The following is a 15396-nucleotide window of genomic DNA, read 5'->3' as shown; positions in this document are numbered from 1 at the left end:
GCGCCATCGTGGGCTCGACCGATGCCGCGGCGGTGTTCTCGCTGCTCAATACCAGCGGCATCCGGCTCAAGGAGCGGGTCGCCAGCGTGCTGGAGATCGAGTCCGGCATCAACGACCCGATGGCCATCTTCCTGACCCTGACGCTGATCGACTGGATCGCCGCGCCCGCCGGCCTGAGCCCCGGCGCGCTGGTGTGGCGCCTGCTGGTGCAGTTTGGGGTGGGCGGCTTGCTCGGGCTCGGGTTGGGCTACTGCCTGGCCAATGTGATGGAGCGCATGCGCGTGGCCGAAGGCTTGCAGGCCATCCTGCTGTGCTCTGGCGGTGCCATGGTGTTCGCGATCGTGCAGACCGCGGGCGGCAGCGGCTTCCTGGCGGTCTACCTGACCGGCATCCTGGTGGGCAACCGCGACCGTGCGGTCAGCGCCGACACCATGCGGGCGATGGATGGCATGGCCTGGCTGTCGCAGTCCGCGATGTTCCTGCTGCTTGGCCTGCTGGTGGCGCCCCACCGGATCTGGGAAGTGGCGCTGCCGGCGGTGGCGGTGGCGGCCTTCCTCATGCTGGTGGCGCGCCCGGCGGCAGTCTGGCTGGCGCTGCTGCCGTTCCGTTTCAGCGCGCGCGAGAAGGGCTTCGTGGCGTGGATGGGCTTGCGCGGGGCCGTGCCCATCGTGCTGGCGCTGTTCCCGATGCTGCAGGGCATGCCGGACTCCGGGCTGCTGTTTCGCATTGCGTTTGCGGTGGTGCTGGCCAGCCTGCTGCTGCAGGGCACCACCGTGCCGCTGGCGGCACGGCTGGCGCGTGTGTTGCGGCCCGCCTATCCCGAGCCGCTGGCCCGCGCGCGCCTGCACGGCACCCATGGGCCGGCGCTGGAGGTGATGCAGTTCAGGGTCGGGGCGGATTCCCCCACCGAGAACCTGCGCGGCGACCAGCTTGAGTTGCCGCCGCGCTGCCGCTTGCTGACGGTGGTGCGCGACAAGGCCCTGGTAGCACCCGAGCAGACCATGCTGGCGGCCGGCGACGTGGTTGCCATCCTGGCGCCTGCCACCAGCGTGCCGATGCTGGCGCTGCTGTTCCACCGCCCCGGGCCGGCGCCGGCCTGGGGCAAGGCAAGCCATGATTTCCTCTTGTCCGGGGAGGCCATGCTGCGGGATGTGGCGGGGCTTTACGGTACGCGGGAGCTGAGCGCCGACGAAGCCGCCCGGACGCTGGAAGCTGCCATGCAGAAGGCATTTACGTCGCCGCCGGTGGAGGGCGACGCGGTGGAGATCGCTGGATTGAAGCTGACCGTGACGCGCATGGACGGGCCACGCATCATCCAGGTGGGCTTGCTGCTGCCGCGCGCGGAGTCCGGCGCGACCAGTCCGGAGGTGTCCTGACGGCTGGCGGGGACGCCCCGAGCAGGAATGAAAAACGGCCCGCGCGGGCCGTTTTTCATTCAAGGGGCTGCGTTTTGCCTGGCGGATCAGTCCACCTTGGCACCAGACACCTTGACGATCTGCGCATACTTCTTCAACTCACGCTGCACCAGCGCCCCGAACTGCTCCGGCGTGGTCGGCGCCGGCTGGGCGCCAATCCGGGCCAGCCTGGCCTTCATGTCGTCGGTCTTGAGGATGGCCACGATCTCGTGGTTGAGACGGTCGACGATCTCCTTCGGCGTATTGGCCGGCGCGAACACGCCGAACCACGTGGAGATGTCAAAGCCCTCCAGCCCCAAGCCTTTGCCAGCCTCCGCAATGGTCGGCAACTCGGGGAAGGCGGCGGCACGCGTGGCGGTGGTGACGGCAAACGCCTTGAGCTTGCCGGCCTTGATATTGGCCGAGGCCGAGGCGAGGTTGTCGAAGATCATGTCGGTCTGCCCGGACAGCACCGACAACTGCGCGGGYGACGCGCCGTTATAGGGAATGTGAACCATGCTCACCCTGGCCAGGCTCTTGAACAACTCGCCGGACAGGTGGCCGGCGCTGCCGTTGCCGCCCGAGGCATAGTCCAGTTTGCCGGGGTTCTTGCGCGCGTACTCCACCAGCTCGCGCACATTGCCGATATGCAGCTCGGCGGCCTTGCCGGGATGCATGACCAGCACGTTGGGCACGTCGGCCACCAGCGTGATCGGGCTGAAGTCCTTAACCGGGTCGTAAGGCATCCTGGCGAACAACGTCGGGTTGATGGCGTGGGTGGCTACCGCGCCCATCACGATCGTGTAGCCGTCGGCGGGCTGCTTGGCCACGTAGTCGGCACCGATATTGCCGCCGGCGCCGGGGCGGTTTTCCACCACGACGGGCTGGCCAAGGCTGTCCTTGAGTTTGTCGCCGATGGCGCGCGCCACGGTGTCGAGCGGGCCGCCGGCCGGGTAGGGCACCACGAACTTGAGGGGCTTGACCGGGTAGGCGGCCGCGGCGGCGGCTGGCGCCGCGCCGATGGCGCCAAGGATGCCAATGGCGGGCAGGGCTGCGGCGAACAGCGCCGCGGCAAGTTTTTGCTTGAACATGGGGATGCGTCGGTAGGGATTGGGAATCTGGGCGCGCGAGGCGGCCTGGGCCTGGCGGCTGGGAATCTCGTTTACAAGCTGGCGGAGCCTACTTCATGCCGATGCCGCGCGCCATCATCACCGCGCATAGCGGCAGCAGGATCAGCAGGTGGGCCTCGATCATGACCCAGCGCCGGGCGGATTTCAGCTCGGCCGGCATCGGCACGAAGTCCGGCAGGCTGCGCGCCTGACGGCGCCAGCGCTGGATGGCGAAGGTGGGCGGCAGCGAGCACAGCGCAATCACTACGAACACAGTGATCTTGGCGTGGAACCACGGGTTGTGCAGGTAGAACTGCGCGCCCTTGGCGCCGTAGAACAGCCGCAGCAGGCCGGTSGCSAGCACCRCCATGGCSGACAGGAAGTAGAKCAGGTCGTAGACCGAGAGCCGCCTGAGCGTGGCCGGGGTCATGCCGGGCCGCAGCACGACGGCCTCGGCGGTCATCAGGGCGATCAGCAGGAAGATGAAAGTAAAGTGCAGGAAGGCCAGCAGGGCGTCGGTCAGCATCCAAACTCCTCTCTTGGTGGGGCACGCGCCGGACGCCGGCGCGCACAGGGTAAGGTTCTCTGCTTGTTTCGCTACGGCTACTGCAACTTTCCGCCCGCGCCGCCGGAGCGGCGCAGGCGGCCATGCCTGACTTACAGCACGCCCTTGGCGCGCAGTGCGGCAATCTGCTCCGGCGTATAGCCCAGCATGTCGCCGAGCACGGCATCCGTGTGTTCGCCCAGCAGCGGCGGGTGGCGCACGGCTTCGGGTGGCGTCGCGCTCATCTTGATCGGGCTGCCCACCAGCTTGACTTCGCCGGCGCTGGGGTGCGGCAGGTCCACGCGCAGGCCGCGCGCCTTGACCTGGGCATCGTCGAACACGTCGTCCAGGGTATTGATCGGGCCGCAGGGGACGCCGGCGGCTTCCAGGTCGAGGATCCACTGGGCGCGGGTGCGCGGTCTGACCATCTCGGCGATGATCGGCACCAGCACGTCGCGGTGCGCCACGCGCTGCGGGTTGGTGGCGAAGCGCGGATCGTCGGCCAGCTCGGGGCGCCCGCCGGCGGCGACGAACTTGCGGAACTGCCCGTCATTGCCCACCGCGACGATGATCCAGCCATCGGCGGCCTGGAAGGTCTGGTAGGGGACGATGTTGGGGTGCGCGTTGCCCCAGCGCCTGGGCGCCACGCCGCTGGCCAGGTAATTGGTATTCATGTTGGCCAGCATGGCCACCTGCACGTCGAGCAGGGCCATGTCGATGTACTGGCCTTCGCCCGTACGCTCGCGGTGGGCCAGCGCGGCCAGCACGGCGATGGTGGCGTACTGGCCGGTCATCAGGTCGGAGATGGCCACGCCGGCCTTCTGCGGGCCGCCGCCGGGCAGGTCGTCGCGCTCGCCGGTCAGGCTCATGAAGCCGCCCATGCCCTGGATGATGAAGTCGTAACCGGGGCGGGCCGCGTAGGGACCGGTCTGGCCGAAGCCCGTCACCGAGCAATAGATCAGGTCCGGCTTGATCGCCTTGAGCGAGTCGTAGTCCAGGCCGTACTTCTTCAGTTGGCCGACCTTGTAGTTCTCCAGCACCACATCGCTCTGGGCGGCCAGCGCGCGCACCAGTTCCTGGCCTTCGGGCGTGCTGATGTCGCAGGTGACCGAGCGCTTGTTGCGGTTGGCCGCCAGGTAGTAGGCGGCCTCCGCGGTATCGCGGCCCGCGCCGTCCTGCAGCCAGGGCGGGCCCCAGGTGCGGGTGTCGTCGCCGGCGCCGGGGCGCTCGATCTTGATCACGTCGGCGCCGAAGTCGGCTAGGTTCTGGGCGCACCAGGGCCCGGCGAGAACACGGGTCAGGTCGAGGACGCGGAGGTGGCTTAAAGCTCCCATGGGGTGTGATGCGGATCCGGCAAGAGTGGCAAAGGGAAGGCCGGGCGGCCCCGCCGTCTGTCTGGGCGGCGGCTTGCGGGGCAGTCGGGGCAGGCGTGAAACCGGCCCGGGGGCGTCCGGCAGGGACAGCCAGCACTTTACCACCGGCACGCCGCCGGGAGCACATCGCGCCATGCGGGGAGTGTGCCGGGGCGGGGCGCCGCGGGCCGCGCGCGACGAATCCCCGGCGGGCTGCCGCGCGGCGGGGCTTCCCCGTATAATCAATGGTTTGCAAATCCTCCATCTTGACCGACAGCGCCCTGCCACGCCGCCGGACGCCCTGCCCAGAACATGAAAGTCTCCGACATCCGCAGCAAGTTCCTGCAGTACTTCGAATCGAAGGGCCATACCGTGGTCCGCTCGTCCAGCCTGGTGCCGGGGAACGATCCGACGTTGCTGTTCACCAATTCCGGCATGGTGCAGTTCAAGGACGTGTTCCTGGGCACCGACAAGCGCCCCTACACCCGCGCGACCTCGTCGCAGCGTTCGGTGCGCGCCGGCGGCAAGCACAACGACCTGGAGAACGTGGGTTACACCGCGCGTCACCACACCTTCTTTGAAATGCTCGGCAACTTCTCGTTTGGCGATTATTTCAAGCGCGAGGCCATCCAGTACGCATGGGAGCTGCTGACCAAGGTCTACCAGCTGCCGGCCGAGAAGCTGTGGGTCACGGTGTACGCGGAAGACGACGAAGCCTACGACATCTGGGCCAAGGAAGTCGGCGTGCCGGCGGAGCGCATCGTGCGCATCGGCGACAACAAGGGCGCGCGCTATGCCTCGGACAACTTCTGGCAGATGGCGGACACCGGCCCCTGCGGCCCCTGCTCGGAAATCTTCTACGACCACGGCCCGGAAGTGTGGGGCGGCCCGCCGGGATCGCCGGAGGAAGACGGCGACCGCTACATCGAGATCTGGAACCTGGTGTTCATGCAGTTCAACCGGGACGAGCAAGGCAATATGCCGCGCCTGCCCAAGCCCTGCGTCGACACCGGCATGGGCCTGGAGCGTATCGCCGCGGTGCTGCAGCACGTGCACAGCAACTATGAGATCGACCTGTTCCAGGCGCTGATCAAGGGTGCCGCGCGCGAGACCCATACCGACAACCTCAACCAGAACTCGCTCAAGGTCATCGCCGACCACATCCGTGCCTGCGCCTTCCTGATCGTCGACGGCGTGATCCCCGGCAATGAAGGCCGCGGCTACGTGCTGCGCCGTATCATCCGCCGCGCCATCCGCCACGGCTACAAGCTGGGCCAGAAGACGCCGTTCTTCCACAAGCTGGTAGCCGACCTGGTGGCGCAGATGGGCGAAGCCTATCCGGAGCTGGCCGAGGCCGAATCGCGTGTGGTGGAAGTGCTCAAGGCCGAGGAAGAGCGCTTCTTCGAGACCATCGAGAACGGCATGTCCATCCTCGATGCCGCACTGGCCGATATCAAGCTCAAGGGCGGCAAGGTGCTCGACGGCGAACTCGCCTTCAAGCTGCACGATACCTTTGGCTTCCCGCTGGACCTGACGCAGGACGTGTGCCGCGAGCAGGAACTGACGGTGGACGAAGCCGCCTTCGACGCGGCCATGAACCGCCAGCGCGAGCAGGCCCGTGCGGCCGGCAAGTTCAAGATGGCGGCCGGCCTGGAGTACAAGGGCGACAAGACCACCTTCCACGGCTACGAGAAGCTGGGCGTGGACGGCGCGAAGATCACCGCGCTGTATGTGGATGGCGCCGCCGTGGACACCATGCAGCCCGGCCAGACCGGCGTGGTGGTGCTCGACAACACGCCGTTCTACGCCGAGTCCGGCGGCCAGGCCGGCGACCAGGGCGAACTGAAGAACGGCGATGCCGTCTTCACCGTGGCCGACACCACCAAGGTGCAGGCCGACGTGTTCGGCCACCAGGGCACCCTGGCGGGCGGCGCGCTCAAGGTGGGCGACAGCGTTACCGCGCAGGTCGATGCGCAGCGCCGCGCGCGCACCGTGCGCAACCACTCGGCCACCCACCTGATGCACAAGGCCTTGCGTGAAGTGCTGGGCAGCCACGTGCAGCAGAAGGGCTCGCTGGTCGATGCCGACAAGACCCGCTTCGACTTCTCGCACAATGCCGCGATGACCGACGAGCAGATCCGCCGCGTGGAGGAAATCGTCAACGCCGAGATCCTGCAGAACGCGGCCACCGGCGCCGAAGTCATGCCCTTCGACGACGCCGTCAAGAGCGGCGCCATGGCGCTGTTCGGCGAGAAGTACGCCGACGACGTGCGGGTGCTGTCGATCGGCAGCTCCAAGGAACTTTGCGGCGGCACCCACGTGACCCGCACCGGCGATATCGGCGTGTTCAAGATCGTGATGGAAGGCGGCGTGGCAGCGGGTATCCGCCGCGTCGAAGCCATCACCGGCGATAACGCGCTGCACTACCTGCAGGCGCTGGACGCCAAGCTGAACGAAGCCGCCGCCGCGCTCAAGGCGCAACCGTCCGAGCTGGTGCCGCGTATCGGCCAGGTGCAGGAACAGGTGCGCGCGCTGGAGAAGGAGCTGGAACGCCTCAAGAGCAAGCTGGCCGCCTCGCAGGGCGACGAGCTGGCGGCGCAGGCCATCGACGTCAAGGGCATCAAGGTGCTGGCAGCCCAGCTTGACGGCGCCGACGTCAAGACGCTGCGCGAGACCATGGACAAGCTCAAGGACAAGCTGGGCACCGCGGCCATCGTGCTGGGCGCCGTGGCCGACGGCAAGGTCAGCCTGATCGCCGGTGTTACCGCCGATGCCACTGGCAGGGTCAAGGCCGGCGAGCTGGTCAACTTTGTCGCGCAGCAGGTCGGCGGCAAGGGCGGCGGCCGTCCGGACATGGCGCAGGCCGGCGGCACGGAGCCGGCCAATCTGCCCAAGGCGCTGGCTGGCGTCGGCGAGTGGGTGGCGGCCAAGGTCTGAGGCAACGCCGAGGCTTGAAACGAAGCCGACTGGCTGGGTCAACACCATCCGCCGGCTGTCTCTCCCTCTCCCCTCAGGGGGAGAGGGAGCAAACCGGCAGGAGTCTGAATCCCCCGCAGCATCGAAAAGGCGCCCCCGGCGCTTTTTTTACGTCGACGCGCGGCTCAGCTTCCCCACGAGCGTCAGGATGTCGATCGGCAGCGGAAACACGATCGTCGAACTCTTGTCCCCCGCGATCTGCGTCAGCGTCTGCAGGTAGCGCAACTGCATTGCCTGCGGCTCCTTCGCCAGCATCTGCGCCGCCTCGAGCAGCTTCACCGAAGCCTGCAATTCCCCCTCCGCATGAATCACCTTGGCGCGCCGTTCGCGCTCGGCCTCGGCCTGGCGCGCGATGGCGCGGATCATGGATTCATTGAGGTCGACGTGCTTGATCTCCACGTTGGACACCTTGATGCCCCAGCTATCGGTCTGGGCATCCAGCGCTTTCTGGATATCGATATTGAGCTGCTCGCGCTCCGCCAGCATCTCGTCGAGTTCGTGCTTGCCCAGCACCGAGCGCAGTGTGGTCTGCGCCAGCTGGCTGGTGGCTTCGAGGAAATTCGCTACCTGGATGATGGCCCGCTCCGGGTCGATCACGCGGAAGTACACCACCGCGTTCACCTTGACCGACACGTTGTCGCGCGAGATCACGTCCTGCGGCGGCACGTCCATCACCACCGTGCGCAAGTCCACGCGCACCATCTGCTGCACCGCCGGGATCAGGATCACCAGCCCCGGCCCCTTGACCCTCCAGAAGCGCCCCAGCATGAACACCACGCCGCGCTCGTACTCGCGCAGCACGCGGATGGACGAAACGATCAGCAGGGCTATCAGGAAGACCAGACCGCCTGCGCTGAATCCGAATGCCATGATCAAGCTCCTTGGGTGGATGATTGAATCGGGGCCGCGTCCGTGGCCCGTACCTCGAGCAGCAGCCCGTGGCGCCCGATGACCAGCACGTGCTGGCCGCGCGCCAGCGGCATGGCGCTGTGCACCTGCCAGCGTTCGCCGCGCACTTCGGCCCAGCCATCGTCCCAGAGGTCTTCCAGCACCACGCCGGGCGTACCGATCAAGGCATCGCCGCCGTTGATCGAAGGCATGCGGCGCGCGCGCCAGAGCAGCGTCCAGACCGCGAACAGGAACAGCGCGCTGGCCAGGGCCAGGCTGCCGATCAGCCACAGCGGAATGCCGAAGCCGGGCACGTCGGTGTCGATCAGCATCACCGCACCGAAGATGAAAGCGATGATGCCGCCCACGCCCAGTGCGCCAAAGGTCGGCAGGTACAACTCGGCCACCATGCAGCCGATGCCCAGTGCAATCAGCCCCAGCCCCGCGTAACTGACCGGCAGCATATGCAGCGCGAACAGCGCCAGCAGCAGGCAGATCGCGCCGCCTACGCCGGGCACCACCATGCCCGGGGTGGAAAACTCGAAGATCAGGCCGTAGATGCCGGCCATCATCAGGATCAGCGCCACGCTGGGATCCGTGATGACCCCCAGGAAGTTGTCGCGCCAGTCCGGTTCCAGCACCTGCACCGGCGCCTGCGCGGTGCGCAGCACGCGCTCCGCACCGGCCGCCTGGATGCGGCGCCCATCCACGGCGCGCAGCAGGGCGGGCAGGTCGGGTGCGATCAGATCGGCAACATGCTGCGTCACGGCTTCATTCGCAGACAGGCTGACCGCCTCGCGGACCGCGCGCTCGCCCCACTCGGCATTGCGCCCGCGCAGTTGCGCCAGGCCGCGGATATAGGCCGAGGCGTCATGCATCTGCTTGCGCTCCATGACGTCTTGCGGCGGCGCGCTCGCGGGCGCCGAGGCCGGTGCGGTTTCCGGCTTTTGCGGCCCGCCGATGCCGATCTGCACCGGGCTGGCGGCGCCAAGATTGGTGCCCGGCGCCATCGCCGCGATATGGCTGGCATAGAGGATGTAGGTGCCGGCGCTGGCCGCGCGCGCGCCGCCTGGATAGACATAGCTTGCCACCGGTATCGGCGAGGCCAGGATGGCCTGGATGATCTCGCGCATCGACAGGTCCAGCCCGCCCGGCGTGTCCATCTCCAGCACGATCAACTGGGCGCCGGCCTCGCGCGCGCGCGTCATGCCGCGCAGGATGAAGCTGGCGCTGGCCGGGCCGACCGCGCCTTTCAGGGCGATCACGACGACGGGCGCCCTGGCATTGGCGATGCTGGCTGCCGTGGGGGCGGTCGTGGACGCCGGCTCAGGGGCACTTGCCTGCGCGTTGGCTGGCGTGGCGGGCGTGGCCACGGCCGCGGCAACGGCTAGCAAGAGGCCGGCGGCAAGCCATCGAAAGAGCATCTGGGCATGCTTCATGGCAGTGACGCCGGCACGAGGGGTGCAAACGCGGCGCCACTTCCAGTGTAGGCGACCGGGCACATCTTGCCGGTGTGCGCCAGCCGCGTTGCGTGGCGAATGGACTCAGGCCGCCGCGGCGAGGCCAGGCTGCGACGCGCGGAACGTGTCGGCCAGCGCACCCAGCGCGGTGCTGGCCATGGCCGGATGCCAGGCCAGCAGTGTGCAGACCTGGCCGGCCGGGCCGAGGCCGTGGATGCTGATCTTGGGCAGGTCGCGGTACAGGCCAAGTACCGAGCGCGGCACAATGGCCACGCCAATGCCAGCGGCGGCGCAGGCAATGATGGCGTGGTAGGAGCCGAGCTCCAGCACCCGGCGCGGCAGGCTGTCGCTGGCGCCAAACCAGGCTTCCAGCCGCGCGCGGTAGTTGCAGCCGGATTCGAAGGCCAGCATGGTGCGGTTTTCCAGGTCGGCGGCGCTGTGGATGGGCGCGTGGCGCTCGCGCGCGACCAGGACCAGTTCCTCCTGGTACGCGGGCAGCCACGCCAGCGCGGGGTCATCCAGGGGCTCGGCCACAAAGGCGCAGTCCACCTCGAAGCGCGCCAGCGCCTGCATGGCCTGGCGCGTGGTGCAGGTCACCAGTTCGAGCTGCACATCCGGCCAGGCCTGGTGATAGGCAGCCAGCACGGCGGGCAGGCGGCTGGCCGCCGTGCTTTCCATCGAGGCGATGCGCAGGCGGCCTTGCGGCTTGGCTGGCAGTACAGCCTGGCGCGCTTCTTCGGCCAGGTCCAGCACGCGCCGGGCGTAGTCGAACAAGGTTTTTCCGGCGGGCGTCAGCACCATGCGCTTGCCGTCGCGCAGGAACAGCTCGACGCCGAGCGAGCTTTCCAGTTGCCGGATGCGGGTGGTGACGTTGGATTGCACGCGGTGCAGGCGGGCGGCGGCGCGCGTGACGCCGCCTTCCTCGACCACGGCGCGGAAGATCTCCAGGGAGGCCAGGTCCATTGCGATCTCCATTGACAGGTAGGCGGAAGCGGGTGGTGACGAGTGGTAGCGGCTGGTTGCCGCATACGCAGCGGAATCATCTTGAATGAAGATGATTGTGTTCTCAATTATTCATTTTTTGGTTTGCCGATCCGAGCGTAGCATGCTGCCATGAACTCGACACTCTCCATCGCCCTCCACCGGGCGCGCGCGTAGATGAGCAGCGCCGACCGTCAGCTTGTCAGCGCCATTGCGCCGGTTAGTACGCAGCCCGGAGTCTGGGCCGTGGCGCTGGCGGGCCTGGCGGCGCTGGGCGTGGCAATGGGCATCGGCCGCTTCGCCTTTACGCCGCTACTGCCCATGATGCTGCACGACGGCAGCGTCACGCTGGGAGAGGGCGGCTGGCTCGCCACGCTGAACTACCTGGGATACTTCGCCGGCGCCGCAGCCTGCCTGTTCATCCGTCCCGATCCGGCGCGCATGGTCCGCTGCGGGCTGGTTGCCACTGTGCTGCTGACGCTCGGCATGGCCGCCCCCGGCGGCATGGCGGCCTGGGGGCTGTGGCGCGCCGCGGCCGGCGTGGCCAGCGCGCTGGTCATGGTCTACGGCTCGGCCTGGTGCATGCACCGGCTGGCCGAACTGGGCAGGGCACCGCTGGGCGGCGTGATCTTTTGCGGGCCGGGGATCGGTATTGTCTTTACTGGTGTCTCGGCCTTCGCCATGGTGAGTGCCGGCTGGCGAGCCAGCTGGGGCTGGCTGGCCTTCGGCGTGCTCGCGGTGCTGCTGGTTGGTGCGACCTGGCACATCTTCACGCCGGCGCCGCGCGGCGCGCACGCCGGCGGACCGGCCGCGCTGGCGCCACCGGCGCCGCGGCTGAACCGCGAGACCTGGCTGCTCACGCTGGCCTATGGCCTGGCCGGATTCGGCTACATCATTACCGCCACCTTCCTGCCTGTGATCGCGCGCCAGGCCATGCCGGGCTCGCTATGGGCCGACCTGTTCTGGCCCATCTTCGGCGTGGGCGTGATCATCGGCGCCTTCGTGGCCTCGCGCGTCAGCACGGAGCGCGACAATCGCCGGCTGCTGGCCTTTACCTATGCCATGCAGGCGATCGGCGTGGCCATCGCGGTGGTCTGGCCGACGGTGGCCGGCTTCGCGCTCAGCAGCATGCTGGCGGGGCTGCCTTTCAACGCGCTGGTGTCGTTCGCCATGCGCGAGGCACGGCGGCTGTGGGGCGCGCAGGCGCAGCGCCTGATGGGCCTGATGACCGCCAGCTATGGCCTCGGCCAGATCGTCGGGCCGCCGCTGGCCACGGCCCTGGTGGCGCGCAGCGGCGGCTTCGCGGCTTCGCTGTGCTGCGCGGTCGCGGCCCTGCTGCTGGGGGGCGCGATCTTCGCCTGGATGAGCCGGACGGAGTCCACCCCGGCCGCGGCGTGAGGGCGGGGCCGGGCCGTTGCGGGACGCCCTGACGCCGCACCTGGCTTGCGCTACAGTATCGCCTTCGCCGTCCACGGTGCCGGTTGGCAGAACCGGCGCGCGGGGCGGCGCAGGAGACCGTCCATGTCCTTTGCCTTGCAGCCCGCCCGTGCCGCGGGCGCCACCCAGCCCGCCACGCAGGCCGAACTGCGCATGCGCGCCGACCTGGCCGCGGCTTACCGCCTGTGCGCCCTGCAGGGCTGGGATGACCTGATCTACACGCATATCTCGGCCACCGTGCCTGGCGAGCCCGGTCACTTCCTGATCAATCCCTTCGGTTTTGCCTTCGATGAGATCCGCGCTAGCGACCTGGTCAAGATCAACGGGCGTGGCGAGGTGGTGGGCGAAAGCGCGCATCCCGTCAATGTCACCGGCTTCGCGCTGCACGGCGCGGTGCATGCCGCGCGCCCGGATGCGGTGTGCGTGATGCACCTGCACAACAGCGCCGGCGTGTCGGTATCGGCCCAGGCCTGCGGCCTGCTGGCGCTGTCGCAACATGCCATGCGTTTCTATGGCCGCCTGGCTTGCCACGACTACGAGGGGCTGGCTTTCACGCCCGCCGAGGGCGCGCGGCTGACCGCTTCGCTGGGCCAGCATCCCGCCATGCTGCTGCGCAACCACGGCACGCTGACGGTGGGCCGGACCGTGGCCGAGGCTTATGTGCTGATGGCGACCCTCATCAAGGCGTGCGAGATCCAGCTGGGCGCGCAGGCCGGCGGACAGGTCGTGCAGCCGCCGCACGCGCTGGCGCAACGGGCTTCCGAGCAGCTTCACGACGACGGCGCCGTCGAAGGCGCGCTGGAATGGCCATCGTTGTTGCGCAAACTGGATAGAATCGATGGTTCGTACCGCGATTGACGGACCCGGGCCCGTCGGTCGGGATGCGCGTCCACCCCGCATCCCCAGGCCCGGCAATATAACCAGACAACAGGAATCAAACCATGCCGACTTACCATGTAGAACTCTTCGAAGGCCGCACCATCGAGCAAAAGCGCAAGCTGGTCGAGGAAGTCACCCGCGTTACCTGCGAAACGCTCGGCTGCTCGGCCTCGGCCGTGGATATCATCATTACCGACATCAAGCGCGAGAACTGGGCCACCGGCGGGGAACTGTGGGCTGACAAGAAATAAGCCACGCCAGGCCACGGCAAGCCAGACCGGAGCCAGCTTCAAACCAGCCAGCCGCCAGGCCAAAGGCCACAAGCCCCAACGCCAGCGGCTCGCGCCTCGCCACCCGCCACGGATTTCCCCATGCAGCATTTCGCCTCCGACAACTACGCCGGCTTCTGTCCGGAATCGCTCAAGTATTTCCTCGAAGCCAACGGCAGCGGCCACGAACAGGCCTACGGCGACGATTCGTGGACGCAGAAAGTCTGCGACCGCATCCGCGATCTGTTCCAGACCGACTGCGAGGTGTTCTTCGTCTTCAACGGCACAGCGGCGAATTCGCTGGCGTTGTCGGCGCTGTGCCAGTCGTACCATTCAGTGATTTGCCATGAGCTGGCGCACATCGAGACCGACGAGTGCGGCGGTCCGGAGTTTTTCTCCAACGGCTCCAAGCTGCTGACCGCGCCGGGCGCCAACGGCAAGCTCACGCCTGACGCGATCGAAGCGTTGGTCACGCGCCGCTCCGATATCCACTATCCCAAGCCCAAGGTGGTGTCGCTGACGCAGTCGACCGAGGTTGGCACGGTGTACACGGTGGAGGAGATTCGCGCCATCGCCGCCATCGCCAAGCGTCGCCAGTTGCGCGTGCACATGGATGGCGCTCGCTTTGCCAACGCCGTGGCTTCGCTCGGGGTGCATCCGTCGGAGATCACCTGGCGCGCGGGTGTCGACGTGCTGTGCTTCGGCGGCACCAAGAACGGCCTGCCGGTGGGCGAGGCGGTGGTCTTCTTCGACCGCAAGCTGGCCGAGGATTTCGCCTACCGCGTCAAGCAGGCCGGGCAGCTGGCCTCCAAGATGCGCTTTATCTCGGCGCCGTGGCTGGGCTTGCTGGAGAACGACGTGTGGCTGGGCAACGCCCGCCACGCCAACGCCATGGCGCAGTTGCTGCACCAGCGTATCGCCGGCATTCCCGGCGTGCGCATCATGTTCCCGACCGAGTCCAACGCGGTCTTTGCCGAGTTGCCGATTCCCGCGATCGAGGCCCTGCGTGCCAAGGGCTGGCGCTTCTACACCTTTATCGGTGCCGGCGGCTGCCGCTTCATGTGCGCGTGGGATCTGCAGCCGGAGACCGTCGAGGCGCTGGCGGCCGATATGCGCATTGCCTGCGGCGCCTGAACGCGCCCACCATAACAAGACCACATAAAGGAAGGAGCCCCCGCATGTCCGTCTACCGATACTGTCCGCAATGCGGCTCGCCGCTGGAATTGCTGCCGCACTCCGGCCGCGAGCGCGATGCCTGCATTCAGCCAGAGTGCGGCTTTGTCCACTGGAACAATCCGCTGCCGGTGCTTGCCGCAGTGGTGGAATACGAAGGCAAGCTGCTGCTGGCGCGCAACGCCGCCTGGCCGGAGAAAATGTTTGCGCTGGTGACCGGTTTCCTGGAACGTGACGAAACGCCGGAGCAGGGCGTGGCGCGCGAGCTGAAGGAGGAAACCAACCTCGACGCGCAATCGGTATCGCTGATCGGCGTCYACGAGTTCATGCGCAAGAACGAGCTGATCATTGCCTACCATGTGCAGGCGAGCGGCGAGATCGCGCTGTCGGAGGAGCTGGCCGACTACAAGCTGGTGGCGCCCGAGGACATGCGGATCTGGTCGGCGGGCACGGGCTTCGCGGTGGCGGACTGGCTGGCCTCGCGCGGGCATCCGGTGCGTTTCTTCGATCGCCAGACCGGCGAGGACATTCCCGATCCGCGCCGGCGCGATGGCTTGGGAGTGCCGGGCATTTCGCTACAATACCGGTCATAGACATCGATAGAGGCAGGCATGGCTGCCGTGGCCACGACGGTCATGACAGGCCCTGAAAGCCCTGAACCAAGGAAGAGAGGAATGGAGTTCCAGAAAGAAGTGGATGCGCGGGGGCTGAACTGCCCGCTGCCGATCCTGCGTACCAAGAAGGCGCTGGCCGACATGGCCAGCGGCGACGTGCTCAAGGTGCTTGCCACCGACCCCGGCGCCACGCGCGATTTCCAGGCTTTTGCCAAGCAGACCGGCAACGAACTGCTGTCGCATCAGGAAGTCGACAAGGTGTTTGTGTTCTACATGCGCAGGCGCTAAATCCGGTTCAGTGCCGTCGCCATGAAAAAAGC

The 15396-nt window shown here is 67.6% G+C and carries 14 protein-coding genes; 8 read left to right on the top strand and 6 right to left on the bottom strand.

Translation table 11 applies throughout. The annotated features are described in order from the left end of the window. Positions 1 to 1376 (top strand): potassium/proton antiporter (locus AC1DKD_RS28430; protein WP_477143979.1); only part of this gene is annotated, 1376 nt, incomplete at its 5' end. An 86-nt stretch (positions 1377 to 1462) separates the two neighbouring features. Here the strand turns inward: AC1DKD_RS28430 and AC1DKD_RS28425 are convergent. The 3 genes from AC1DKD_RS28425 to AC1DKD_RS28415 all read right to left on the bottom strand — a co-directional run bounded on the left by AC1DKD_RS28425 (position 1463) and on the right by AC1DKD_RS28415 (position 4381). Beyond that, a complete protein-coding gene (locus AC1DKD_RS28425; protein ID WP_441636561.1) occupies positions 1463 to 2485 on the bottom strand; it encodes a tripartite tricarboxylate transporter substrate binding protein in 1023 nt (340 codons plus the stop codon). Between the two features lie 88 nt (positions 2486 to 2573). Beyond that, entirely contained in the window at positions 2574 to 3029 is a 456-nt protein-coding gene (locus tag AC1DKD_RS28420; RefSeq protein WP_477143978.1) for a DUF2214 family protein, read from the bottom strand. A gap of 131 nt (positions 3030 to 3160) precedes the next feature. Then, positions 3161 to 4381: a CaiB/BaiF CoA transferase family protein gene (locus AC1DKD_RS28415; RefSeq protein ID WP_441636565.1), complete on the bottom strand. Its 1221-nt coding sequence runs from the start codon at positions 4379 to 4381 to the stop codon at positions 3161 to 3163. Between the two features lie 330 nt (positions 4382 to 4711). On the opposite strand from AC1DKD_RS28415, the gene alaS reads away from it, so the two are divergent. After that, positions 4712 to 7336: an alanine--tRNA ligase gene (gene alaS, locus AC1DKD_RS28410; RefSeq protein ID WP_477111856.1), complete on the top strand. Its 2625-nt coding sequence runs from the start codon at positions 4712 to 4714 to the stop codon at positions 7334 to 7336. A gap of 147 nt (positions 7337 to 7483) precedes the next feature. On the opposite strand, the gene AC1DKD_RS28405 is transcribed toward alaS, so the two are convergent. The 3 genes from AC1DKD_RS28405 to AC1DKD_RS28395 form a co-directional block, all read right to left on the bottom strand. After that, positions 7484 to 8245, bottom strand: coding sequence for a slipin family protein (locus AC1DKD_RS28405; RefSeq protein ID WP_477111855.1), 762 nt, complete (start codon positions 8243 to 8245; stop codon positions 7484 to 7486). A 2-nt stretch (positions 8246 to 8247) separates the two neighbouring features. Further along, positions 8248 to 9702 carry an NfeD family protein gene (locus AC1DKD_RS28400; protein ID WP_441636571.1) on the bottom strand — a complete coding sequence of 485 codons (1455 nt, stop codon included), beginning with the start codon at positions 9700 to 9702 and terminating at the stop codon, positions 8248 to 8250. A gap of 105 nt (positions 9703 to 9807) precedes the next feature. Further along, complete coding sequence (locus tag AC1DKD_RS28395; RefSeq protein ID WP_477111854.1) at positions 9808 to 10686, bottom strand: LysR family transcriptional regulator; 879 nt, start codon at positions 10684 to 10686, stop codon at positions 9808 to 9810. Positions 10687 to 10881: 195 nt separating this feature from the next. On the opposite strand from AC1DKD_RS28395, the gene AC1DKD_RS28390 reads away from it, so the two are divergent. From AC1DKD_RS28390 to AC1DKD_RS28365, 6 genes are all read left to right on the top strand, one after another. Continuing rightward, complete coding sequence (locus AC1DKD_RS28390; RefSeq protein WP_477111853.1) at positions 10882 to 12102, top strand: YbfB/YjiJ family MFS transporter; 1221 nt, start codon at positions 10882 to 10884, stop codon at positions 12100 to 12102. Between the two features lie 123 nt (positions 12103 to 12225). Then, the gene (locus AC1DKD_RS28385) at positions 12226 to 12999 is read left to right on the top strand and encodes a class II aldolase/adducin family protein (RefSeq protein ID WP_477102297.1); all 774 of its coding nucleotides are present in this window, start codon (positions 12226 to 12228) and stop codon (positions 12997 to 12999) included. Between the two features lie 83 nt (positions 13000 to 13082). Beyond that, positions 13083 to 13271: a 4-oxalocrotonate tautomerase gene (locus AC1DKD_RS28380; protein WP_035866483.1), complete on the top strand. Its 189-nt coding sequence runs from the start codon at positions 13083 to 13085 to the stop codon at positions 13269 to 13271. Positions 13272 to 13391: 120 nt separating this feature from the next. Beyond that, on the top strand, positions 13392 to 14423 hold the full coding sequence (locus AC1DKD_RS28375) for a threonine aldolase family protein (RefSeq protein WP_441631592.1): 1032 nt from the start codon (positions 13392 to 13394) through the stop codon (positions 14421 to 14423). A gap of 44 nt (positions 14424 to 14467) precedes the next feature. Continuing rightward, complete coding sequence (locus AC1DKD_RS28370; RefSeq protein ID WP_477143977.1) at positions 14468 to 15055, top strand: NUDIX domain-containing protein; 588 nt, start codon at positions 14468 to 14470, stop codon at positions 15053 to 15055. 81 nt (positions 15056 to 15136) lie between these two features. Further along, positions 15137 to 15364: a sulfurtransferase TusA family protein gene (locus AC1DKD_RS28365; protein WP_011297045.1), complete on the top strand. Its 228-nt coding sequence runs from the start codon at positions 15137 to 15139 to the stop codon at positions 15362 to 15364. The last annotated feature ends 32 nt before the right edge of the window (positions 15365 to 15396 follow it).

It is taken from the genome of Cupriavidus sp. 05T313 (assembly GCF_056396665.1).
The sequence above is the reverse complement of the archived record's forward strand: the minus strand, read 5'-3'. Positions and strand labels throughout refer to the sequence as shown.